This window comes from Aestuariicoccus sp. MJ-SS9 (genome assembly GCF_032586235.1).
GTDB lineage: Bacteria > Pseudomonadota > Alphaproteobacteria > Rhodobacterales > Rhodobacteraceae > Aestuariicoccus.
On sequence record NZ_JAWHTD010000004.1, the window covers coordinates 193,609 to 218,294 of the forward strand.

The following is a 24,686-nucleotide window of genomic DNA, read 5'->3' on the forward strand; positions in this document are numbered from 1 at the left end:
AAGAAGCGGAAAAGGGCGGATCAGGTATAGTGTCGCACAAACGGGGGCGGGCATGGCGCTGATTTTGCGCGGTTACAATATGGTGCTTTATGCCATGGCCTTTGTCGCTGCCGCGATGCTGGTCTGGCTGATGGTGTCGGTCGTGGTGTCGGTGGCCATGCGCAACATCGGCGTGCAGCCGTTTGCCTGGCTCTTCACCTCGTCGGAATATGCGCTGCTTTACATGACCATGCTGGGCGCGCCCTGGCTGGTGCGCGAAAAGGGGCATGTGCATATCGAGCTGGTGACCGCGGCGCTGCCCGAGGGGCTGCGCGTGGCGGTCAGCAGGGCGGTGGCGCTGGCCTGCGTGGCGGTCTGCGCAGTGCTGGCCTGGCAGGGGGCGGATCTGTTCCTGACCAATATCGAGCGCAACGATTACGACGTGCGCGCCTATTTCTTCCCGCGCTGGATTCTGACGATCAGCTTTCCGGTCGCCTTCACCCTCATGGCGGTCGAGTTCGCCCGGTTCGTCTTTGGCCCCGAAATCCTGCATTCCGGCGAAGCGGGGATACACGAATAATGGAATGGTACGAGGCGCTGGCCCTGCTGCTTGGGTCGATTGTCGCGCTGATGGCGGTGGGCATGCCGGTCGCTTTGGCGTTCCTGGCGGCCAACATCATCGGCGCTTGGGTCTTTATGGGCGGAGAGAGGGGCGTGTCGGCGCTGCTCAACAACGGGTTGGGGTCGCTGACGAAATTCGCGCTGGTGCCGATCCCGCTGTTCCTGCTGATGGGCGAGATCTTCTTTCACACCGGGCTGGGTGCGCGGATGTTCAACGCCATCGACCGGCTGCTGGGCAAGCTGCCGGGGCGGCTGTCTTATGTCACGGTTCTGGGCGGCACCGGGTTTTCGACGCTGTCGGGGTCGTCGATGGGGTCGACCGCGCTGCTGGGCAGCCTGATGGTGCCCGAGATGACGGCGCGCGGGTACAAGAAACACATGTCCATCGGGCCCATTCTGGGCACGGGGGGGCTGGCGATCATCATTCCGCCCTCGGCGCTGGCGGTGCTGCTGGCGACGCTGGCGCAGATTGACGTGGGCGCGCTGCTGATCGCGGGGATCGTGCCTGGGCTGATCCTGGCGGGGTTCTACATCGCGATGATCTGGGCGCAGTGCCGGTTCGATCCGGGCGCGGCCCCGGCATACGAGGTCACGCCGATGAGCGGGCGCGACAAGCTCTGGCTGATCCTGCGCGACGTGGTGCCGATGATCGGGGTCATGGTGCTGACGGTGGCGGGGATGATCGGCGGGGTTTTTACCCCGTCCGAGGCGGCGGCCTTTGGCGCGCTGGGGGTGCTGATCCTGGCGGCGGCCTTTCGCTGCCTGACCTGGGAGGCGGCTAAGAAATCGGTGACCGGAGCGCTGAAGGTGACGCTGATGGCTTATTTGATTGTCTTCGGCTCGGCCACGTTTTCGCAGCTTCTGGCGTTCTCGGGGGCCTCGCGCGGGCTGATCGGCTGGGCGACGGGGTTCGATCTCGAGCCGATCGCGATGCTGCTGGTGATGTTCGGCGTGCTGCTGGTGCTGGGGATGTTCATGGAGCAGATCTCGATGATGCTGCTGACGGTGCCGATCTTTTTCCCGCTGGCGACGCAGCTGGGGTTCGATCCGATCTGGTTCGGGCTGATCATGCTGCTGGCGCTTGAGATCAGCTTTACAACGCCGCCCTTCGGGCTGCTGCTGTTCGTCATGAAAGGCGTGTCGCCGCCCGACACCTCGATGCGGGATATCTATACCGCGGCCTTTCCCTTCATCGGGTGTTCGCTGTTGCTGGTGGCGCTGCTGATCGCGTTTCCGCAGCTGGCGCTGTGGCTGCCGGGGCGGTGAGCGGTGCCCGCTCATCCGCCCTGACGGGCGTCTTCGCCGCAAGGCTGCGAGGAAAGCCTGCAAGGGCTTGAGGAGCTGCGCCCCTCAGCCCTTGCGCGTGAAGACCAGCGACATGGAATCGTGCAGCACGATCGGCCCGCTCAGGTAATCGGACCCGATCCCCGGCGAACGCAGCGCACATTCCCAGCCGAATCCCTCCAGCCCCGGCACGTCCAGCCGCAGCGGGTCGATGTCGGATGTGGGTTTGCCTTCCATATGGATCACCGAATAGACCTGTTCGCCGTCCGGCCCATGACGCAGAGACGTGAACAGGGTGCGCCCCTCCAGCGGCTCGACATAGCCGAAGTGATCGCGCGGCCCGTAATTGTCGCGAAGCCAGGGCCGGGCATTACGAAACTCGCGCAGCGCGTGGGTGAAGGCACATTGCACCGGATCGAGCCCCGACAGCGCCAGGCTGACGTTGCAATATTCGTGCATGTCGTCCATCCACGCCCGCGCCACCTCTTTCAGCGTCTCGGGCGTGTAACGCGGGCCGGCCAGTTTGGGGTCGGTGGCGTTCAGCAGCCGTGCGATGTCGTCGAGGTCGTATTCCGTCACCTTCACCAGCGCCGGCAGGAATTCGCAGAACCGCGCCAGATCGGCGCGCGTCTCGAACCCCAGCTCTTTCAGCCGGGTGAAATTGCCGGGGATCGAATAGCTGTAGCTGTCGACCTGCCATTTCAGGCTGATCGCCTCTTCGGCCACGACCTTGACGCCGTATTTGTCGTCCTGGTTGCGGATGAAGCCCCAGCTGCCGCGCGCCATGGCGTTCAGAAAATCCATCGGCACGCCCGGCAGCGCCACATAGGTCAGCGCATGGGCGGCGGGGTTGTCATAGGCCTTGTCGAGGATCTCCATCCCCGTATTGCCCAGCCGCGTGTTGATGTTCATCTCCGGGCTGACTTGCGTGCCCCGGCGCAGCGTGTCGTGGTTCGAGGTGCCCGAGATCCAGTTCGACCCCACGCTCAGGCACTCGCGGATGCGCCAGTACTTGCCCAGCCAGAACGTATAGAGAAACGGCGTGTTGTGCGCGAAGGTCAACGGGCCCCACTGGAACACGTCGTCGTCGCGCTGCTGCTCGATCACCGAGCGGTAGGTCGAGCTCAGCTCCCAATCCTCGTCGGGCCAGGGGCGGCCGTCTTCGAAGACGAACCAGGGGCGGTATTGCGTACCCGCGACCTCCTGCACGATATCGGCCATGCTTTGCAGATAGGCGTCGTCGTGTTTCAGAACCTGCTCGGAGGGATCCCAGAACTTGAAATCCTGCGCCCCGTCGACGCGCACCCCATCGGCGCCGAAATCCACCTTGCGGCGCTGCATTTCCAGCAGGATCGCCCGCACGGCGGGGTTCTGATAATCGAGGTTCTGGCCGTACATGTTCGGCCCGGCGAAGAAATGGCTGTTGAGCGCATCGAGCCCCTGGTTGTCGGAATGGCCGTAAACCACGTCGAAGACCAGCCGCTTGGGCCCGCCGGGGAAGTTGTGCAGCACCGCCGCCAGGTCCACCAGCTCGTCCGGCCGCCCGGTTTCGAGCAAGACCGGATTCACCGCCGCCATGCCCGAAATGACCACGTCATATCCCCAGTTCGTGGTGTCCGGACGCAAGAGCGACACAGTCACCTGATCGTCGGTGCCCTGATCCTCATCCCAGAAATCGGGGCCTTTTTCGTAGACGGTCGTGGGCTCGACCGGCAGCAATTGCACCGAATCGTAGCCCATGAAGATCTGGTCGGCCGGGTCGAGCGGCAGATCGCGCGCAACCCGTTCGGCCAGCCGCTCGAACTGGCGCGTCAGCGCCGCGATGGTGCCGCCCGCGGTGGCGGTGGGGATATGGATCTGCAGGATGTTGACGGCGGGGCCGAATTTGTGCGGCTCGGACCCGGCGAAGGACTGCCAATAGGCCTTGTCGCCGCGCGCGTCCTGCATCGCGTGCAGGTCGTAAAGCTCGGCCGGGGCGAAGGCGCCGAAGGGCAGCGACGAGGCCAGCGGATCGAAAATCCGGTGCCAGCTGCCCTCGCTGTCGCGCCAGGTCAGCGCGTAGAAATCGCCGATGCTGTCGCGGGTGCCGGCGCGCATGCCGTCCACCGCGGTAAAACAATGCGCCTCGGTGCGGACCACGGGGATATAGGCGCGCTCGAACGCGATGCTTTGCGCCGCGCGCGTCAGGTCGAGCGGCTCTTCGGCGCGCAGCACCTCGAGGAAGATATCGCCGCTGGGGACGCGGTGGTCCTGCAGTTCGGGCACCCAGAAGCCGAATTCGGCGCGGCCGTCGATCACCTGACCGCCCAGACCCCGGGCGATCTGCTGCTCGGCGTCAAAGCGGGTGGCGGATTGGATCATCGTCTCTTCCGCCGCCTCGGCGCGGGCGCGGGCGATGGTTTCAAGAAACGTCAGGTCGTCTTTGAGGGGCATACATTTCTCCTCAGGTGATTACGTCCGGCGCAGTGCGGCCGGTGCGGTCGGCGATGCCGGCAATATGGTTCGCGGCGGCGATGACCGGGGCCAGCGCCTCTTGCGGGTCGGCGTCCATCTTGTCGGGGTCGGCTTCGAGCCTTTCGAGGTAAACGCGCAAGGTGGCGCCCTCGGTTCCCGTGCCCGACAGACGCAGCACGATGCGCGCGCCGCCCGTCAGGTCGATGCGCAGGCCCTGGCCTTCGCTGCGGCTGCCGTCGACCGGGTCGTCATAGGCGAACTCGTCGGCGGCCTCAACCGTAAGACCGGCCGCTTCGGTGCCCGGCAGATCGGCCAGCCGCGCTCGCAGGTCGTCCATCAGCGCGTTGGCGGCGGCGCTGTCGACGCCTTCGTAATCGTGGCGCGAATAGTAATTGCGCCCGAAGTCCCGCCAATGCGCCGCCATCAGCTCGGACACCGGCTGGCCCTTGGCCGCCAGGATGTTGAGCCAGAAGAGCACCGCCCAGAGCCCGTCCTTTTCGCGCACGTGGTCGCTGCCCGTGCCGGCGCTTTCCTCGCCGCAAAGCGTGGCGCGGCCCGCGTCCAAAAGGTTGCCAAAGAACTTCCAACCCGTCGGCGTCTCGTAGCAGTCGATGCCCAGATGCGCCGCCACTCGGTCCACCGCGCGGCTGGTGGGCATCGAGCGCGCCACGCCTTTCAGCCCCTCTGCATAGGCCGGAACGACCGTCGCGTTGGCCGCCAGAACGGCCAGCGAATCCGACGGGGTCACGTAGCAGCCGCGCCCGACGATCATGTTGCGGTCGCCGTCGCCGTCCGAGGCCGCGCCGAAATCGGGTGCATCCGCGCCCATCATCTCGTCCATCAGGGTCTTGGCCCAGATCGGGTTGGGGTCGGGGTGGCCTTTGCCGAAATCGGGCAGGGGGATGCCGTTGACCACGGTGCCGGGGGCCGCGCCCAGCCGGTCCTCGAGGATCGCCGTGGCATAAGGCCCCGTGACCGCGTGCATCGCGTCGAACCGCATCCGGAACCCGCCCTCGAAAAGCGCCCGGATCGCGCCGAAATCAAAGAGCCGCTCCATCAGCTTGGCGTATTCGGCTACCGGGTCGACGACCTCGATCTCGGTATCGCCCAGCATGCTCGCCCCCAGGATCGACAAGTTGACGTCCTGGGCCTCGAAGATGCGGTATTCTGTCAGGGTCTTGGTGGCCTCGAAGATCTTGTTGGTGACCGATTCCGGCGCGGGACCGCCGTTGGGGGTGTTGAACTTGACGCCGAAATCGCCGTCGGGCCCGCCGGGATTGTGGCTGGCCGACAGGATGATGCCGCCGTCGGTCCCGCGGTCGCGGATCAGGTTCGACGCGGCGGGCGTCGATAGCAGCGCGTTCTGCCCGACGATCACCTTGGCCGCGCCGCTGGCGGCGGCCATGCGCAGCACGACCTGCGCCGCCTCGGCGTTGAAATGCCGCCCGTCGCCGCCCAGAACCAGCGTCTTGCCGGCGACGCCGCCGATGCCGTTCCAGATGCTCTGGATGAAATTCTCAAGGTAGTGATGCCCCTGAAAGACGCGGGTCTTCTTGCGCAGGCCCGAGGTGCCGGGCTTTTGTCCCTCGATGGGTTGGGTGGCGATGGTCTGGACGCTCATCTGCGGTCTCCTATCGTCCTTGTTGTTTCATATCGGCGGCCACGCTGCGGAACGCCGCAAGGGTGGCGATCTCTTTGGGCCGCATGGGCAGGCGTTGCCGCCAGTTGGGATATTCGGTGGTGGTGCCCGGCAGGTTGGGCTGGTCTTCCAGCCCCAGGATATCCTCGACCTGCACCGCCGCCAAACGCGACCCGGCGCTGGCCAGCGCGCGGGTCATCGCGACCAGGCTGTCCGGCGCGGCTGGACCGCGCAGCGGCTTGGTCATCCGGTCGAAGGCCTTGACCTCGTCGGTGCGGGCGGCCAGCGCGGCGTCGCGCTGGGGCGCTTCGATACTGCCGATGTCGAAGCGGGCGCCTATCTCGGTGCCCTTGCGCCAGCCGCGCCAGGTGGGCAGATCGTGTGTCGAGAAACTGGCGATCGAGGCCTCGGGAAAGCGCCCGGGCGCACGAAAGGCGCGTTTCGTCCGCTCAAAGATCATCACCCGGCAGCCAAGGATGCCAGACGCTTCAAGAGCGGCGCGCAGGCCTTTGGGAATATTGCCTAAATCCTCGCCAATGATGGTGGCCCCGGCCCGCGCGGCCTCGATCCGCGCCACCGCCAGAAGCGCCTCGCGCGGCATCTGGACATAGGCGCCCGGCGCGCCGTTCTCCGGCACCCAGAAGGCGCGTTCAAAGCCCAGGATATGGTCGATCCTGAGCGCCCCGGAAAAGCGCAGCTGCGCGCGCAGGGTCTCGGCGAAGGCGGCAAAGCCGGTGTCGATCAGCGCATGGGGGTTGAACGGGGCCAGCTGCCAGTTCTGCCCGTCCTTGGAAAAGGCATCCGGCGGCGCGCCAAGGCTGGCGCCGCTGGCAAAGCTGGTGCGGTCCTCCCAGGTTTCGGCGCCATGGGGATGCGTGCCGACCGCCAGATCGAGGTAGAGCCCCAGCGCCATTCCTGCGTCTTTGGCCTTTGCGTTCGCCTCTTGCAACGCGCTTTCGGCGCGGAACTGCAGCCATTGGTGCAGGCGGATACGGTCGGCCAATTCAGCGGCGGCGCGCTGGGTGGTGGTGCTTGCGGGGTCGTGCAGATCGGCGGGCCAGTCGGCCCAGTATGGCCCGTGACGCTCGGATAGCGCCTGATGCAGGGCAAAGCGCGTCAGGCTGTCGTCCTGGTCGGTCAACCACGCGGTGAAGGCGGGATCGTCGCTGGCGGCAAATTCGGCCTCCAGCGCGGCCAGGCGGGCCGGGGTCTCTTGCGCGAAGTCGATCAGCGGGCCCGGCGACACGGCGGTGTCGGTCGGCAGATAGAGCGGCGACAGGCGGCGGCGGTGCGAGGGCGTGTAGGGGCTGAACGCGCCCGGATCGGTCAGGAACCCGGCATGCACCGGGTTGAGCCCCAAATAGGCGCAGCCCAGCGGCGCGACTGCCCGGGCCAGCGCCGCGGCGTCGTCGAAACTGCCGATGCCGCCGTCATCGGGCGGGCGCAGGCAGGCCAAAGGCGCGATCAGGCCCCATGAGCGCGGCGGCAGGTCCAGCGTCGGCGGCGCGCAGAGCAGCCAGCAGGTTTCGCCCTCCGCCTCCAGGCGGTGACGGCCGATCGGCAGGGCGTGCAGCGCGCCGCGCCCTTCGGTCTGTTGACCGTCCTCCAGCGTCAGGCGCCACTCGGCGATGGGCAGATCGGGGCTGGCGTCGGGCGTGCAGACCAGCCAGCGCGGCAGGCGACGCGCGGCCGGGGTAAAGCGTTCGTCCAGCCCCATGGCTGCGAGCAAGGCCTCCTGCGTCTCCGGCGGGGTGACGCGGGTCTGCTCCATCTGATCGACATATTCGGGAAGGATTCCAGCAGCTTCGGCGGCGTTCTGAAGGTTCATGCAGCGCCCTCCGGTTCCAGCACGAAGGCCAGGACCGAGTGGGCCGACATGGGCTCGCGCCGCTTGGCGCGGCGCGGCGCCGCCTCCGGATCGGCGCTGTCCAGATGACGGACCCAGCGAAAGCCCGCCTGCGGGACGGGCAAGGTCAGCGTCACCTCGTCGCCCGCGTTGAAGGCTAGGTAAAGCGCGTCCTCGCGTTCGGCATAATCGGGTGTGCCCGAGGCCATGCGCATTTCGGCGCAAAGCAGATGCAGATCGCCGTTGGTCCAGTCGGCGCGGGCCATCTCGCGCCCGTCGGCGCGCCACCAAAAGAGATCGGCCAGCCCGTCGGCCTCGCGCGGCTGGCTGTGCAGGAACCGCTTTTGCCGCAGGATCGGATGCGCGTGGCGGAAGGCGATCACCTTCTTCGCAAATTCGAGAAATTCGGAATCAGCCTTGTCCCAGCCGATCCAGCCGATGCGATTGTCCTGGGCATAGGCGTTGTTGTTGCCCTTCTGCCCATTGCCGATCTCGTCGCCGCCCAGGATCATCGGCGTGCCCTGCGCCAGCAGAAGCGTTGCCATCAGGTTGCGCCGCCGCTGGATGCGGGCGGCGGTGATCTCGGGGTCGTCGGTCGGGCCCTCGACCCCGAAATTGTCGCTGTAATTCTCGCCGTGGCCATCGCGGTTTTCCTCGCCATTGGCCTGATTGTGGCGCTTTTTGTAGGCCACCATGTCGGCCATCGTATAGCCGTCGTGAGCGGTGATCAGGTTGACGGACGACGTGGCGGGGCGGCCGGAATGGTCGAACTGATGGGCCGATCCGGTGATCCGGTCGGCCAAGATCGGTACATGCCCGGGATCGCCGCGCCAGAACCGGCGCACGCCATCGCGAAATTGGTCGTTCCATTCGGAAAAGGGCGGCGGGAAGGCCCCAAGCTTATAGCCGCCGGGGCCGATATCCCACGGCTCGGCGATCAGCTTTTTACCCGCCAGAACAGGGTCTTGCCGGACGGCATTGAAGAAGGCGTTGTTGCGGTCGAACCCGGCCTCGGTGCGCCCCAGCGTGGCGCAAAGATCAAAGCGGAACCCGTCGACCCCCATGGTGTCGGCCCAGTAGCGCAGCGAATCCATCACCATGCGCAGCACCATCGGGTGGTCCATGTTCAGCGTGTTGCCGGTGCCGGTGTCGTTGATGTAGAGGCTGCGGTCGCCGGCCAGCCGGTAATAGCTGGCATTGTCGAGCCCGCGGAAGGACAGCGTCGGGCCGGTGTGATCGCCCTCGCAGGAATGGTTGTAGACCACATCCAGGATCACCTCGATCCCGGCGGAATGCAGCCGGGCGACCATGTGCTGAAACTCCCAGATCGAATGCTGTGTGAGGTAGCGCGAATCGGGGGCGAAAAAGCCCAAAGTCTGGTAACCCCAATAGTTTACCAGCCCTTTTTCAACCAGAAAACGGTCGTTCAAAAAGGCTTGGACAGGCAAAAGCTCGATCGCTGTGACGCCAAGCCCGGTCAGATGCTCCAGCACCGCATCCGACGCGATGCCCAGAAAGCCGCCGGGATGGTCGACGCCGGGCAGTGTCTGGGTCAGCCCTTTGACATGCGCCTCGTAGAGGATGCTGCTTTCCATTGCGTGACCAGGCGGCGGGATATCGCCCCAGTCGAAGGCCGGATCCTCGACCACCGAACGCGGCATGTAGGGCGCGCTGTCGCGCTTGTCCGGCGTCTTGGCATCGCCGCCGTAGAGCGCGTCGTGCCAGATCGGATGGCCCGTCAGACGCTTAGCGTAAGGGTCGATCAGCAGCTTGGCGGGGTTGAACCGGTGCCCCTCGTGCGGGGCGTATGTGCCCTCGACGCGGTAGCCGTAATGCTGCCCAGGGGTCAGCCCGGGAACGAAGCCGTGCCAGACATCGCCGTCCCATTCGGGCAGGGGGATTTGCGTCTCGGCGCCGTCCCCGTCGAAGAGGCAGAGGGTCACCCCGGTGGCATGTTTCGAGAAGACGGCAAAATTCACCCCGTCGCCCTGAAACGACGCGCCAAGCGGGGCCGGGCGGCCCGCGAGGATGGCATAGGATTGGCTCATGAGGATTTTGTCAGCTTTTCGTAAAGCGCCGCATAGGCGGGGGCCGAGGCCTCCCATCCCACGGGCGTGTCCATGGCGTTCTTGGCCATACGCTCCCACAGGGGGCGATCCTCGTAAAGCTCGCAGAGCCGCATCAGCGCGCCCGCGAGCGCCTGCAGGGTCACGGGGTGAAATTGTAGGCCGGTGGCGCATTTTGCGGCGAGCGCCGCGGGCGAGGCGTTGATCACCGTGTCGGCCAGCCCGCCGGTCAGACCCACCAGCGGCAGCGTGCCGAAGCGCAGGCCGTAAAGCTGGGTCAGCCCGCAGGGTTCGAACCGCGAGGGCACCAGAATGGCGTCGCCGCCAGCGATCAGGCGGCGGGCGAGGCCCTCGTCATAACCGATGCGCACGGCGACGCCGGGGTGTGCGGCGGCCTCCTTGAACGCGGCCTCAAGCTTGGCGTCGCCCGATCCCAGCAGCGCCAGTTGCCCGCCGCGATCCACCAGCGCGGGCAGGGCGTCGAGCAGCAGGTCGAGCCCCTTTTGTTCTGTCAGCCGCGAGATCACAACGCAGACCGGGCCGGGCCAGTCGGGCAGCCCCATCTCGGCGCGCAGCGCCTTGCGGTGGCGCGCCTTGCCGCGGATGGTCTTGTAGGGCGGGGTCCAGATATCGGTGTCGATGCCGTTCAGAATGCCGGTCACATCGGCGGCGCGGGCGCGGATCACGCCATCCAGCCCCATGCCGAAATCCGGCGTCATCAGTTCCTGCGCGTAGGTCGGGCTGACGGTGCTGATGGCGTCCGCATGCACAAGGGCCGCCTTGAGCGCGCTGATCTGGCCCCAGTATTCGACGCCGTCCTGGGTGAAATCGCCCGGGCGCAGGTGCAACTCGTTCAGCATCTTTTCCGGGGCGAGGCCCTGGAAGGCGATGTTGTGGATGGTGATCAGCGTGCCGACGCGCCCGTCCGCGCCAAGGTGGCGCAGGTAAGTGGGCGCAAGGCCCGCCTGCCAGTCGTGCAGATGCAGCACCTGCGGCACCCATCCGCCTACGCCATCCGCGCCGATCAGCGCCGCGACACGGCTGAGCGCGGCAAAGCGCTGGGGGTTGTCGGGCCAGTCCTTGCCGTCGGGGCCCAGATAGATCGCGCCCTCGCGGTCATAAAGATGCGGCGCGTCAAGCGCATAGAGCACATGATCGCCAAGCGCCCCCTCGATCAGCCGCGCGGGGCCGCCGAAGAGATCGGGCCAGTCGGCCACTTTGCGCCCGTCCGTCACCGCCTTCATCACAGCCGGATAGCCCGGCAGCAGGGTGCGCATCTCGACCCCCAGCGGCGCCAGCGCGCCGGGCAGGGCGCCTACCACGTCGGCCAGACCGCCGGTCTTGACCAGCGGCACGCATTCCGAGGCGACGGACAGGAGTCTTGTCATAGGCTGGCTTCTCGTCGTTCGAGCATGGCTTTGGTGATCAGCGTCACGCCGCCTTCGGAGACGCGGAACCACTTGGCGTCCTCTTCGGGGTCCTCGCCGACAACCAGGCCTTCGGGGATCTCGACGCCGCGGTCGATCACCACGTTGGTCAGCCGCGCATGGCGCGCGACGTTCACGTAAGGCAGCACCACCGCGCCATCGAGGCTGGAGTAGGAATTGGTGTGCACCTGCGTGAAGAGCAGCGAGCGGCGGATCTCGGTGCCCGAAACGATGCAGCCGCCCGAAACCAGCGAACTGACCGCCGTGCCGCGGCGGTCGGCCTCGTCATGGATGAACTTGGCGGGGGGGACGCTTTCGGAATAGGTCCATATCGGCCAGTCCTTGTCCCAGAGATCGAGATCGGGGGTGAAATCCGTCAGGTCTATATTGGCCTTCCAGAACGCATCGACCGTGCCCACGTCGCGCCAGTAGGACGGCGCCTCGGTCGAGGTTCGCACGCAGCTGTCGGTGAACCGGTGCGCCTGCGCCTTGCCGTTCTTGACGATGTCGGGGATCAGATCGTTGCCGAAATCGTGGCTGGAGTTCGGATCCTCCATGTCGCGGATCAGCAGATCGCGCAGGAAATCCCAGCGGAAGACATAGATCCCCATAGAGGCCAGCGCGACGTTGGGATCGTCCGGCGTGCCCGGCGGATCGGCGGGCTTTTCCAGGAAACTGGTGATCCGGTCGGTGCCGTCCACCGCCATCACGCCAAAGGCAGACGCCTCCATTCGGGGCACTGTCAGGCAGCCGATGGTCACATCCGCGCCAGACTCGACGTGGTGCTGGATCATCAGCTCGTAATCCATCTTGTAGATGTGATCGCCCGCCAGGATCAGCACGTAATCGACGCCGTAGCTGTCGACGATGTCGATGTTCTGCGCCACCGCATCCGCCGTGCCGCGATACCACATGCTTTCGTCATAGCGCTGCGACGCGGGCAGGATATCGAGGAATTCATTGCGCTCGGCGCGGAAAAAGTTCCAGCCGCGCTGGCAATGGCGGATCAGCGAATGCGCCTTGTACTGGGTGGCCACGGCCATCTTGCGGATGCCGGAATTCATCGCGTTGGACAGGGCAAAGTCGATGATCCGGGTCTTGCCGCCGAAATAGACCGCCGGTTTGACGCGCCTGTCGGTCAGCTCTTTCAGCCGCGATCCGCGCCCTCCGGCCAGAACGAAAGCCATCGAACGGCTGGCGAGCCGTGTGGTGGATGGTGTCATTGGTTCCTCCCTAGTGTCCCGTTGCGGCGCGTCTTTTCGCGCGCCGTCGTCTTCGTTATGCCGTCAATCCTTTACCAGATATACCACTGAAAGCGGCGGCAGCGTCAGCGATGCATGCGCAGGTTGTCCATGGCTTACGCCCTCATGGGCGGTGACGCCGCCCAGGTTGCCCCGGTCGCCGCCGCCGTAGATCGATGCGTCCGAATTCAGCGCCTCGCGCCAGTGCCCGGCCTGCGGCAGGCCGATGCGATAGCCGGTCTGTTCGACCGGCGTGAAGTTGCAGATCACCGCAACCTCGGCACCATCGCCGCCGCGCCGCACCCAGGCAAAGACCGACCGGTCGGCGTCGTTGGCTTCGATCCACTGAAAGCCCGCGGGGTCGCAATCGGCGGCGTGCAGCGCGGGTTCCGCGCGGTAGAGCGTGTTCAGATCGCGGACCAGCCGCTGGATGCCCTTATGCGCCGGGTTTTCCAGGCAAGCCCAGTCGATCTGGGCGTTGTGGTTCCATTCGTGGCCTTGCGCGAACTCCTGCCCCATGAAGAGCAGCTTCTTGCCGGGATGGCCCCACATGAAGCCGTAATAGGCGCGCAGGTTGGCGAACTTCTCCCATTCGTTGCCGGGCATCTTGCCCAGCATCGACCCTTTGCCGTGCACCACCTCGTCATGGCTGATCGGCAGGATGAAGTTTTCGCTGAACGCGTAATGCAGCCCAAAGGTCATCTGGTGGTGATGATGCTTGCGGTAGATCGGGTCCTTCTGGATGTATTCGAGCGTGTCGTTCATCCAGCCCATGTTCCACTTGTAGCCAAAGCCAAGCCCGCCGTCGTAGATCGGGCGGGACACCTTGGGAAACGAGGTCGATTCCTCGGCCACGGTCATGATGCCGGGATGGGTGCCATAGGTCTGCGTGTTCATCGCGCGCAGCATGTCGATGGCCTCATAGTTCTCGCGACCGCCGTCCTTGTTGGGCACCCATTCGCCGTCCTTGCGGCTGTAGTCGCGGTAGAGCATCGAGGCCACCGCATCCACCCGCAGCCCGTCCACATGGTATTCGTCGAGCCAGTAGAGCGCATTCGAGGTCAGGAAATTGGCGACCTCGCGGCGGCCGTAATTATAGATCAGCGTGTTCCAGTCCTGGTGGAAGCCTTCGCGCGGGTCGGCATGTTCGTAGAGCGCCGTGCCGTCGAACTGGCCGAGCCCGTGCGGGTCGGTCGGGAAATGCCCCGGCACCCAGTCGAGGATCACGCCGACGCCCGCCTTGTGCGCCGCGTTCACCAGATCGCGGAACTCGTGCGGCGGGCCGAAGCGAATCGTGGGCGCGAAAAGACCTACGGGCTGATAGCCCCAGGAGCCGTCGAAAGGATATTCGCTGACCGGCAAAAGCTCGATATGGGTAAAACCCATGTCGGTGACATAGGCGACCAGCTCTTCGGCGGCCTCGACATAGGAAATGGGCCGGCCGCCGTCCTTGCGCCGCCAGCTGCCCAGATGCACCTCGTAGACCGAGATCGGCGCCTCGCGCGCCTGCGCCTCGGCGCGGGTCTCGATCCAGTCCATGTCCGACCAGCCATAGCCGCCGATGTCGCGCACGACGCTGGCGTTCTCGGGCGGATGCTGCGAGCCGAAGCCGCAGGGGTCGGCCTTGAGCGGCAGGGTGTTGCCCTGCGGCCCGACGATTTCGTATTTGTAGACGGCGCCGTCGCCGAGCCCGGGCATGAAGATTTCCCAGATGCCGGTCGCGCCACGGCGGCGCATGACGTGGCGGCGGCCGTCCCAATGGTTGAACTCGCCCACCAGCGACACCCGCCGCGCGTTCGGGGCCCAGACCGCGAAATGCGTGCCGTGTGCGCCTTCGTGTTCCATCACATGCGCGCCCAGCACCTTCCAGATCTGGCGGTGCGTGCCTTCGCCCAGTAGGTATTCGTCCAGCTCGCCCATAACCGGGCCAAAGCGGTAGGGGTCCTCGACCTCCCAGCTGTGGCCCGAGGCGTCGGTGCCGCGCAGGTGATAAGGCTTCGTCCCCGGCACCTTGCCGGAAAAGACGCCCGGTGCGCCTTCGACCGCGTCCAGAGCATGGGCCTTGCCGTCGACCACCGCCGCAAGGCTGCTGGCCCCGGGATCGAAGGCGGTCACATAGCGGGACCGGCCGACCGTTCGGGGCCCCAGAACCGCGAAGGGATCGTCATTCTGCCCCTGGGTGAGTTTGATAAGCGCTATCGTGTCTTGCTCGTTCGAAACTGTTTGCATGGGGTCACTTTATCCGATTGCGTCCCGGGTTCAACGCGACGACCGCTCAGGGGTTCCGCAGCAGGCTTTCGGCCCCCCATATATCGGCCATGTAGCCCTGGATCGTGCGATCGGACGAGAACCAGCCCGACCGCGCGGTGTTGAGCGCGGCCATCCGCGCCCAGCCCTTGGGGTCGCGATAGGCCGCGTCCACCTCGCGCTGCGCGCGCCAGTAATCGGTGAAGTCCGAACAGACGGTGAAGTAATCCGCGCCTTCCAGATTGTCGGCGATCCCGGCGTAGCGGTCAGGTTCTTCGGGGCTGAAGGTGCCGTCGCGCAGGGTGGCCAGCGCCGCGGCCAGACGCGGGTCGGCGGCGATGGCGTGGGCGGCGTGACCGTCGATCTTGCGCCGCTCCATCACCTCTTCGGCGGTCATGCCGAAAAGGAAAAAGTTCTCTGCCCCCACATGCTCGCGAATCTCGACGTTCGCGCCGTCCAGAGTGCCGACCGTCGGCGCGCCGTTCAGGGCGAATTTCATGTTGCCCGTGCCCGAGGCCTCTTTGCCCGCGGTGCTGATCTGTTCCGACAGATCGGCGGCGGGGATCAGACGCTCGGCCAGCGTGACGTTGTAATTGGGCAGGAAGGCCACCTTGAGGAACGGCGCCGTCACCGGATCGGCGTTGATCACCTCGGCGGCGTCGTTGATCAGGCGGATGATGTCCTTGGCAAAGAAATAGCCCGGCGCGGCCTTGCCCGCGAAAAGCTTGAGCCGCGGCGTCCAATGCGCGTCCGGATCGGCCTTGATCGCCTGCCAGAGCGCGATGGTCTCAAGGATGTTCATGTGCTGGCGCTTGTATTCGTGGATCCGCTTGATCTGGATGTCGAACATCATCGCCGGGTCGGCCTTGACGCCCTGCGTCTCGGCCATCCATTGCGCCAGGTCGGCCTTGTTGTCGCGCTTGATCTGCGCATAGCGGTCGAGCCAGGCGGCGTCGTCCACATGCGGCTCCAACCGCTTGAGCTGTTCCAGATCGTCGAACCAGCCCTCGCCGATGGTGTCGTTGATCAGCGACGCCAGGAGCGGGTTGCAGGCCAAAAGCCAGCGGCGCGGGGTCACGCCGTTGGTCTGGTTCACGATCCGGTCGGGGTGCAGCCCGTGCAGTTCCTCGAAGACGGTCGTCTTCATCAGCCCGGTGTGCAGCGCCGACACGCCGTTGACCTTGTGCGCCATGACAAAGCTCAGATTGCCCATCTTGACCTCGTGATCGGCGCGCATGCTTTGGGTGCGGCTGGGGTGCCGCGCGGCATGGGCGGCGTCGATCCGGTCGACGATCTGCAGATGCCGCGGCAGCAGCTTGCCAAAGAGCCCCTCGGGCCAGGATTCCAGCGCCTCGGGCAACAGCGTGTGGTTGGTGTAGCTCAGCGTGCCCTGCGCCAGCGTCATCGCCTCGTCGAAGGACAGGCCCCGCTCGTCGTGCAGGATGCGCACCAGCTCGGGCCCGGCGACGGCGGGGTGTGTGTCGTTGAGCTGGATCGCCACCTTGGAGGGCAGGGCGCGGATGTCGTCGTGTTCGCTGTCAAAGCGGCGCAGAATGTCGCGCAATGCGGCGGCGGTCAGGAAAAATTCCTGCTTGAGCCGCAGCTCCTTGCCCTGCTCGGTGGTGTCGTCGGGATAGAGCACCCGCGAGATCGTGCGCGCCAGCGCCTCGGGCTGGGCGGCGGCGGCGAAATCGCCCCGGTTGAAGCTGTCCAGATCGAACGGATCGACCGCGCGCGCCGACCACAGGCGCAGGGTGTTGGCCCAGCGGCCCTTCCAGCCGATGACCGGCGTGTCGAAGGCCTCGGCCTCGACCATCTCGTCCGGGGTCCAGAGCGCACGCTCGCCTGTGATCTTCACATCGCCGCCAAAGCCGATGCGGAACCGCGCCTCGGGGCGTTCGAATTCCCAGGCGTGGCGTTGCAGCAGCCAGGTTTCCGGCGCCTCGCATTGCCGCCCGTCGCGGAACGACTGACGAAAGAGCCCGTGTTCGTAGCGGATCCCATAGCCCATCGCGGGGCAGCCCAGCGTCGAGAGCGATTCGAGGAAACAGGCCGCCAGCCGCCCCAGACCGCCGTTGCCAAGCGCCGCGTCGGGCTCGTCGGCCAGCACATTCTGGTAATCCTGACCCAGCTCGGCCAGCGCGCCCTTGGCCTGATCGACGAGTTCCAGATTGACGATGCCGTCCTCCAGCAGACGGCCGATCAGGAATTCCATCGACAGGTAGTAAACCCGTTTCGCGCCAGCCTCATAGCTGCGCCGGGTGGCCGAAAACCAACTGTCCACGATCCGGTCGCGCACGGCATAGGACAGCGCCATGCGCCAGTCTTCCAGCATGGCATGCGCGGGGTCCTTGCCGAAGGAATAGGTCAGGTGCCGCAGGATCGCGTCACGGAAGGATTCGGTCGTGAGGGAAGGGGTGTTCATATTCATGTCAGGTCGCCTCCTTGAGGAGCTGTTACCGCTATCAATCGCGGAAATCGGGAAATGGCAAGCCTTTGCGCGGCGATCAGGCGGAAATGCCGCGCTGCGGCATCAGGATGCCTCGAGGATCAGCAACTCGCTCAGATGCGAGGCCGACCCGGTCAGGGCGGCGTAGTCGTCGGTGATCATGTGCACCGGGAACTGGTGCATGAAGTCGGCAAAGCGGCCCTTGTCGGCAAAGGCCTCGGCAAAGCCCGCGCGCATCAGATGCGGTGCGAAATGCCGCGCGACGCCGCCGCAAAGGTAGACCCCGCCGAACGGCAGCATGACCAGCGCAAGGTTGCCCGCGACCCGGCCCAGAACGCGGGTGAAGACCTCGATCGCGCGCAGCGCGCGCGCCTCGCCCGCATCGGCGGCCTGCATGATCGCGCCGGCCTCGAGCCGTTCGGCGCCGCCGTCTTCCTCGCAAAGCCAGGCGTAGACCCGTTCAAAGCCGCGGCCGGACAGCACGTCCTCGACCCCCGGCACGCCGTGCTTGCGGGCGATGAAATCCATCAGGCGCAGCTCTTCGCCGGTCTGCACCGGCAGGCTGATGTGGCCTGCCTCGCTGGGCGGCACCAGCGTCTGGCCGTTCAGCTTGAAGACCGGGGCGGCGTTCATGCCGGTGCCCACGCCGATCACCAGGCGCGCCGCCTGCGGGCTGGCGGGCTGGCCGGGCAAAAGCGTGGTCAGGTTGTCCGCGGTCAGCAGGTCGAGCGCGTGGCCCTGCGCCTGCAGATCGTTCAGCACCGCGACGGTGCCCGCGCCAGTCGCTGCGCCGACCGCGTCGCGGTCGACGGTCCAGTCGAGATTGGTCAGCCGCCCCACGCCGTCGCGCACCGGCCCGGCCATGGCGACGCAGGCGGCGTCCACCGTGGCGCCGGTGGTGTCGAGATAGGCGCGCAGCACCTCGGCCAGATCGGCGTGATCGGCATTGCGGTAGCGCCGGATCGTGTCGGTGCGCACGTGGCTGCCCTCGGTCAGGGCAACGCGTGTGTTGGTGCCGCCGATATCGGCGACCAGGGCGGTGATGGGTGCGGACATGGCTCTACTCGGTCAGGGCGCGGCTCAGCGCATGGTAAGAGGCTTTGGGCGTGCGCACCAGAGTGTCGAAATCCACATGCACGAGGCCGAAGCGCTTTTCGTATCCCAACGCCCATTCGTAATTGTCCAAGAGCGACCAGATGAAATAGCCCTGCACCGGCGCGCCGTCGGCGATGGCGCGTTTCACCGCCGCCAGATGCTGGTCGACAAAGTCGATGCGGTTGGGGTCGTCCACCGCGCCGTTCCGGATCACATCCGGCGCGGCCATGCCGTTTTCGGTCACGAACAAAGGGATGTCGCCGGTATACTCGCGCGCGGTGCGGGTGAGGAAGTTGTAAAGGCCCTCGGGATAGATCTCCCAATCCATGAAGGTCTTGGGCAGCGGACCCTCGACCTCTTCGTGATGCGGCCAGGGCCCGTCGTTGGGGGCGATCACCTTGCGGGTGTAGTAATTGATCCCGCACCAGTCGAGATCCTGCCGGATCACGCCGAAATCGTCCTGCCAGTTCTCGGGCATGTGCTGGCCCAGCCCCGCCAGCACGTTGTCGGGATAGGCGCCCTTGAGCGCGCCGCTGATGTACCAGTGATTGTAATAACCGTCATAGAGGGCTGCGGCGTCTGCGGCCTCGGGGCTGTAGTCGGCGGGGGTGGCCCATTCCATGTTGAAGACGCCGCCCAGATTGCCCATGCCCATGGCGCGCATCGCCTGGATCGCCCGGCCATGCGCCAGCAGCACGTGATGCATGGCCCGCGCGGTGGCGCGGATGTCGCGCAGGCCGGGGGCGTGCAGGCCGAGGAAATGGCTGATCCAGGCGACGCACCACGGCTCGTTCACGGGCGCGACCGAATACATCCGGTCGCCGATGCGGCCCATGATCGTCTCGGTGAAATCGGCGAACCAGCCGGCGACGTCCCGGTTGCGCCAGCCGCCCAGATCCGCCAGCGCCGAGGGCAGCTCCCAGTGGTAAAGCGTGGCGCAGGGCTTCAGCCCGCGCGCCAGCATCGCGTCGGTCAGCCGGTCGTAGAAATCCAGCCCCTCGGGGTTGACCGTCTTGCCGTCGGGCATCACCCGCGCCCAGCTGGTGGAAAAGCGGTAGGCGTCGAGCCCCGCGGCCTGCACCAGATCGAGGTCTTCCTCATAGCGGTGATAGTGATCGCAGGCCCGCGCGCCGTTCTCGGCGCGCACCACGTTGCCGGGGGTGTCGGCGAAATCGTCCCAATGGCTGCGCCCTGCGCCGCCAAAGGCCTGACCTTCGATCTGATAGCTCGATGTCGCGGCCCCAAAGAGAAACCCCTCGGGGAAATCGCTGCGTTTGTGCTGCATTTCTTAAGTCCTTTTCATGCGGCGCATTAATGCGGGGCAGGGCCGGTGGACTGGCCGATGATCAGATCGGCCTCCAACATTCGGGTGGCGGGCGACGGCATGTCGCCGCCGATCTGCCCCAGCAGCATCTCGGCCGAGATGCGCCCCGCGACCCGCACCGACGAGCGCGTGGCGGTGAAGAGGGGTATGTGCTCGCCGTTCTTGAGATAGCTCAGGTCGTCGTCATGGGTGATGACCGACACGTCCCGCCCCAGCGTCAGCCCGGCGTCGTGCACCGCGCGGCGCACCCCGATCGCGGTGATCAGCGACGAGGTCAGAAAGGCCGTCGGCGCCGCGTCCCGGCGCAGCATCTCGCGTGCGGCGCGGTGGCCGTAGACCTCGGTCATCTCGCCGCTGCGCATCAGGTCGGGGTCGGGGGCCAGCCCGCGCGCGGCCAGCGCGCCCTCATAGCCAGCGCGGCGGCGAAAGGCGAAATCCATGGATTCGAGTCCGTTGATCAGCGCGATCCGCCGGTGGCCCAGATCCAGCAGAAATTCCGTCGCCCGTCGGAAGGCGCGGTTGTTGTTGATGTCGACCCAAGAATAAGGCGTGTTCACGTTGGACGCCCGGCCGTGCACGACGAAGGGCAGGCCCAGCTCGACCAGCAGCGAGATGCGCGGGTCGTCCATGCGCGGCCCGTGCACGATTACGCCGTCGGCATTGCCCATGGCTTTCATGCGCCGGTAATGCTGTTCCTCGCACCCGTCCTCGACCACGCTGATCATCAGGTCGTAGCCTGCCTTGACGTAGGCCTCGCTCGCGCCGGTGATGAAATCGCCGAAGACCGGGTTGACCATCTCGTGCTGGCCGGAAAGCGGGATCACGTGCCCCACCGCCATCGCGCGTCCGGTGGCCAGCCCCTTGGCGCGGGTGTTGGGGCTGTAATGGAGCGCGCGCGCGGCGTCGACCACGCGCCGGCGGGTGGCCTCGCTGACCTCGGGATAGCCGTTGAGCGCCCGGCTGACCGTCGTCTGCGACAGGTTCAGATGTTCTGACAGTTCCTTCAGATTCATGCGTCCGGGGTCCAAAGCGCCTTCAATGTTGTTTACGTTAATCAAAAATGCTGGCAGGTTGGAAGAGGGACTGCATAGATTGCACATAAAATGCCCGAACCCGGCTATTTCCTGTGCAATTCCGCAAAAAACCCGATTGACACAGTTGAGTGCTTCACCAACTGTGCACGCACCCAAAGCGCTTTGGTTTTTGCGATTCCATTGCGCTGACGATCAAACAGGCGGCCGAAACGAGACCGCCAAGGGAGGTAATATGATGAAACCTGCGCTTTACGCAGGCGTGGCTGCTGCCGCGCTCGTGGCCGGTGCGGCACATGCCGCCGGTCATCTGCCCTTTGCGCCCGGTGAGGGCGATTTCGCCTGGGACAGCTACAACGATTTTGCCGGGCAATATGACCTGAGCGGCGCGACCGTGACGATCACCGGCCCCTGGACCGGCAACGAAAAAGAGAAGGTCGACAAGGTCTTCGCATATTTCACCGAGGCCACCGGCGCCGAGGTCAATTACTCCGGGTCGGACAGCTTCGAGCAGGATATCGTGATTTCGACCCGCGCCGGGTCCGCGCCGAACCTGGCGGTCTTCCCGCAGCCAGGTCTGGCCGCCGACATGGCCAGCCAGGGCCTGCTGACGCCGATGCCCGACGGCACCGCCGATTGGGTGCGCGACAATTTCGCCGCCGGTCAGTCCTGGGTCGATCTGGGCACCTATGCGGGCGCCGACGGGGCGGACGACCTTTACGGTCTTTTCTACCGCGTCGATGTGAAATCGCTGGTGTGGTACAACCCCATCGCCTTCGACGAAGCGGGCTATGACATCCCCGAAACGATGGAAGAGCTGAAAGAGCTGACCCAGCAGATCGTCGACGACGGCGGCACGCCGTGGTGCATCGGCCTGGGGTCGGGGGCTGCCACCGGCTGGCCCGCCACCGACTGGGTCGAGGATCTGATGCTGCGCACTCAATCGCCCGCCGATTACGACGCCTGGGTCGCCAACGAGATGAAGTTCGACGATCCCAAGGTGATCGCGGCCATCGAGGAATTCGGCTGGTTCGCGCGCAACGACGATTTCGTCAGCGGCGGATCCGAGGCGGTGGCCACCACCGACTTCCGCGACAGCCCGGCGGGGCTCTTCACCATTCCGTCGGAATGCTACATGCACCGTCAGGCATCGTTCATTCCCGCCTTCTTCCCGGAAGGCACCGAAGTGGGCGAGGACGTGGATTTCTTCTACTTCCCGGCCTATGAGGACAAGGATCTGGGCAAGCCGGTGCTGGGGGCGGGCACGCTCTTTGGCATCACCGATCCGTCGGACGCGACCAATGCCTTCATCGAGTTCCTCAAGCTGCCCATCGCGCATGAGCTCTGGATGGCGCAGGGCGGGTTCCTGACGGCCCATGCGGGCGTCAACCCGGCGGTCTATGCCGAGGACAGCCTGCGGGCGCAGGGCAACATCCTGCGCGAGGCGACCACCTTCCGCTTTGACGCATCCGACCTGATGCCTGGCGAGATCGGCGCGGGCGCGTTCTGGACCGGCATGGTCGATTACGTGACCGGTGCCGATGCGGCAGAAGTGGCGGCGGGCATCCAGTCCCGCTGGGACTCGATCCAGTAACCCGCGTTAAGACCACCGCTCCGCCGTCCGTCTTCGGGCGGCGGGGCGGATCAAGCCCGCACAGGATCCCGGCCAAACGGGGCAGGCGGCATCCACGACAGGCCCGCAGGATATTCGGCGCGCCAAAGGGAGGATTATCATGCCACCGATACTTCAGGGTATTCTGACCATCATCATCGGCGTCGGCGGATGTGTGGGCTATTTCTTTGCGTCCAACTGGGTGTTGGACAAGATCATCTTTCCGCCGCGGAACGACGACAACGGGCGCAACATCAACCGCGCGACGCTGGTGCGGCCGTGGCTGTTCCTCTTTCCGGCGATGTTCGCGCTGGGGCTTTACCTGGTCTACCCGGTGGTGGGCAGCTTTTACCGCTCGCTCTTCAACCGCGCGGGCGACGAGTTCATCGGGCTGGGCAATTACACCACCATGTTCGCCGAAGAGGGCTTTCGCACCGCGGTCTTCAACAACGTGCTCTGGGCGCTTTTCGTGCCCGCCGCCGCGACCTTTCTGGGCCTTTTGGTGGCGCAGCTCACCGACCGGCTGAAATGGGGCAACATCGCCAAGTCGCTGATCTTTATGCCGATGGCGATCTCGTTCGTGGGCGCGTCGCTGATCTGGAAGTTCGTTTATGCCAACGACCCCGACATCGGCATCATCAACGCGGTGCGCGATTTCTTCGGCGCCAGCCCGGTCGATCCGCTGCAGATCCCGTTCTGGAACAACTTCTTTCTGATGGTGATCCTGGTCTGGATCCAGACCGGCTTTGCCATGGTGATCCTTAGCGCCGCGCTGCGCGGCATCCCCGAGGAAACCGTCGAGGCGGCGATCATCGACGGGGCGAACCCGTTCCAGATCTTCTTCCGCATCAAGATCCCGCAGATCATGGGCACCATCGTCGTGGTCTGGACCACGATCACGATCCTGGTGCTCAAGGTCTTCGACATCGTCTACGCCATGACGGGGGGCAATTTCGATACCGAGATCCTGCCAAGTTACATGATGGATTACATGTTCCGTGACGACGGGCGGGCGACCGCCGTGGCCTTCGTCATCATGGTGATCGTGCTGCCGGTGATGATCTGGAACATCCGCCAGGCCCGGAAGGAGATGTAAGATGGACAATATCGCAGGTCAGAAATCCTCGCTTTCCATCGTCACCAACGCCACCGTCGTGTTTCTGGTGCTGCTGTGGCTGATACCGACCATCGGGCTTTTGGTGTCGTCCTTCCGCGAGCGTGAACAGATCTCGGAAACCGGCTGGTGGGCGTCGATGTTCCCGGTCGAACAGGCCTACCGCGTGCAGCCCGACCCCGAGGGCGCGCGCGCCGAGGGCGGGATATTCGTGCTCGAGGGCAACCTTTTCACCACCGGCGCCGAGGACGTGCCGAGCTCGGGCGACGTGGCGGCCTTTGGCATCGCCGGGCGCGACCCTGGCGCGGCGCAGCCCGGCCAAACCTATGGCCGGCTCAAGCTCGAGGTGACCGAGCCCGACGGCTCCACTGACACCGAGAATTACGAGATGGCCTGGGAGACGGGAAGCGACCCGGTGCCGCCCGAAACCTTCGAGGACAAGCCGGTCACCGGCTTTACCATCGACCGCGCGGCCACGGTCGCGGCCAACGGCGATTTCACCTGGACCGCGGCCCGCGAGATCAGCCGCGCGCCCTCGATCTACATCATCGCGGCCTCGCCGCCGGAATTCGGTTTGCAGAACTACGAAGCGATCCTGTTTTCCAACAACATGGACAAGGCCTTTATCAACACGCTGACGGTCACGATCCCGGCCACGATCATCCCGATCCTGATCGCCGCCTTCGCCGCCTATGCGCTGGCGTGGATGGACTTCAAGGGCCGTGGCGTGTTGATCGCGATGGTGGTGGGCCTCTTGGTCGTGCCGCTGCAGCTGGCGCTGGTGCCGCTTCTGACGCTGCACAACAAGGTCGGCATCGGGCAATCTTTCCTGGGCATCTGGCTGGCACATACCGGGTTCGGCCTGCCGCTGGCGATTTACCTCTTGCGCAACTACATGGTCGGCCTGCCGCGCGACATCATCGAAAGCGCCAAGGTCGACGGCGCCACCGATTTCCAGGTCTTCACCAAGATCGTGCTGCCACTGTCGTTCCCGGCGCTGGCCAGCTTTGCCATCTTCCAGTTCCTCTGGACCTGGAACGACCTGCTGGTGGCCAAGGTGTTCCTGCCGTCCAACGCCGAATCCTGGGTGATGACGGTCAAGATCGCCGACGACCTTCTGGGCTCGCGCGGGGGCGACTGGGGCATCCTCGCGGCGGCGGCCTTCGTGTCGATCGCGGTGCCGCTGTTCGTGTTCTTCGCGATGCAGAAATATCTCGTGCGCGGCCTGCTGGCCGGCTCGGTCAAGTAACGACGAAA

16 protein-coding genes are annotated in these 24,686 nt (G+C 65.6%); 5 read left to right on the forward strand and 11 right to left on the reverse strand.

All coding sequences use genetic code 11. From position 1 onward, the window contains the following. Positions 1-52 precede the first annotated feature (52 nt). Complete coding sequence (locus tag RXV88_RS05125; RefSeq protein ID WP_316291029.1) at positions 53-559, forward strand: TRAP transporter small permease; 507 nt, start codon at positions 53-55, stop codon at positions 557-559. After that, on the forward strand, positions 559-1,866 hold the full coding sequence (locus RXV88_RS05130; protein WP_316291030.1) for a TRAP transporter large permease subunit: 1,308 nt from the start codon (positions 559-561) through the stop codon (positions 1,864-1,866). Before RXV88_RS05125 ends, RXV88_RS05130 begins: the two co-directional genes overlap by 1 nt. 84 nt (positions 1,867-1,950) lie before the next feature. On the opposite strand, the gene gghA is transcribed toward RXV88_RS05130, so the two are convergent. From gghA to RXV88_RS05185, 11 genes are all read right to left on the reverse strand, one after another. Continuing rightward, positions 1,951-4,317, reverse strand: coding sequence for a glucosylglycerol hydrolase (gene gghA, locus RXV88_RS05135; RefSeq protein WP_316291031.1), 2,367 nt, complete (start codon positions 4,315-4,317; stop codon positions 1,951-1,953). Between the two features lie 10 nt (positions 4,318-4,327). Further along, positions 4,328-5,959, reverse strand: a complete 1,632-nt coding sequence (locus RXV88_RS05140; RefSeq protein WP_316291032.1) for an alpha-D-glucose phosphate-specific phosphoglucomutase — start codon at positions 5,957-5,959, stop codon at positions 4,328-4,330. 10 nt (positions 5,960-5,969) lie between these two features. After that, on the reverse strand, positions 5,970-7,805 hold the full coding sequence (gene malQ / locus RXV88_RS05145) for a 4-alpha-glucanotransferase (RefSeq protein WP_316291033.1): 1,836 nt from the start codon (positions 7,803-7,805) through the stop codon (positions 5,970-5,972). Next, entirely contained in the window at positions 7,802-9,871 is a 2,070-nt protein-coding gene (gene glgX / locus RXV88_RS05150) for a glycogen debranching protein GlgX (RefSeq protein WP_316291034.1), read from the reverse strand. The genes malQ and glgX overlap by 4 nt, the downstream gene beginning before the upstream one ends. Beyond that, the gene (gene glgA / locus RXV88_RS05155) at positions 9,868-11,277 is read right to left on the reverse strand and encodes a glycogen synthase GlgA (RefSeq protein ID WP_316291035.1); all 1,410 of its coding nucleotides are present in this window, start codon (positions 11,275-11,277) and stop codon (positions 9,868-9,870) included. The genes glgX and glgA overlap by 4 nt, the downstream gene beginning before the upstream one ends. After that, positions 11,274-12,539, reverse strand: coding sequence for a glucose-1-phosphate adenylyltransferase (gene glgC / locus RXV88_RS05160; RefSeq protein WP_316291036.1), 1,266 nt, complete (start codon positions 12,537-12,539; stop codon positions 11,274-11,276). The genes glgA and glgC overlap by 4 nt, the downstream gene beginning before the upstream one ends. A gap of 63 nt (positions 12,540-12,602) precedes the next feature. Continuing rightward, positions 12,603-14,786 (reverse strand): 1,4-alpha-glucan branching protein GlgB, encoded by a 2,184-nt coding sequence (gene glgB / locus RXV88_RS05165; protein ID WP_316291037.1) that lies wholly within the window; start codon positions 14,784-14,786, stop codon positions 12,603-12,605. A gap of 46 nt (positions 14,787-14,832) precedes the next feature. Beyond that, on the reverse strand, positions 14,833-17,235 hold the full coding sequence (locus RXV88_RS05170) for a glycogen/starch/alpha-glucan phosphorylase (RefSeq protein ID WP_316291038.1): 2,403 nt from the start codon (positions 17,233-17,235) through the stop codon (positions 14,833-14,835). A gap of 102 nt (positions 17,236-17,337) precedes the next feature. Continuing rightward, positions 17,338-18,309: a glucokinase gene (locus RXV88_RS05175; protein WP_316291039.1), complete on the reverse strand. Its 972-nt coding sequence runs from the start codon at positions 18,307-18,309 to the stop codon at positions 17,338-17,340. A gap of 4 nt (positions 18,310-18,313) precedes the next feature. Further along, complete coding sequence (locus RXV88_RS05180) at positions 18,314-19,633, reverse strand: GH1 family beta-glucosidase (protein WP_316291040.1); 1,320 nt, start codon at positions 19,631-19,633, stop codon at positions 18,314-18,316. A 26-nt stretch (positions 19,634-19,659) separates the two neighbouring features. Then, positions 19,660-20,685 carry a substrate-binding domain-containing protein gene (locus RXV88_RS05185; RefSeq protein ID WP_316291041.1) on the reverse strand — a complete coding sequence of 342 codons (1,026 nt, stop codon included), beginning with the start codon at positions 20,683-20,685 and terminating at the stop codon, positions 19,660-19,662. Between the two features lie 256 nt (positions 20,686-20,941). On the opposite strand from RXV88_RS05185, the gene RXV88_RS05190 reads away from it, so the two are divergent. The 3 genes from RXV88_RS05190 to RXV88_RS05200 all read left to right on the forward strand — a co-directional run bounded on the left by RXV88_RS05190 (position 20,942) and on the right by RXV88_RS05200 (position 24,678). Then, on the forward strand, positions 20,942-22,297 hold the full coding sequence (locus RXV88_RS05190) for an ABC transporter substrate-binding protein (protein WP_316291042.1): 1,356 nt from the start codon (positions 20,942-20,944) through the stop codon (positions 22,295-22,297). Positions 22,298-22,436: 139 nt separating this feature from the next. After that, a complete protein-coding gene (locus RXV88_RS05195; RefSeq protein WP_316291043.1) occupies positions 22,437-23,411 on the forward strand; it encodes a sugar ABC transporter permease in 975 nt (324 codons plus the stop codon). A 1-nt stretch (position 23,412) separates the two neighbouring features. Next, entirely contained in the window at positions 23,413-24,678 is a 1,266-nt protein-coding gene (locus tag RXV88_RS05200) for a carbohydrate ABC transporter permease (protein WP_316291044.1), read from the forward strand. Positions 24,679-24,686: the final 8 nt, after the last annotated feature.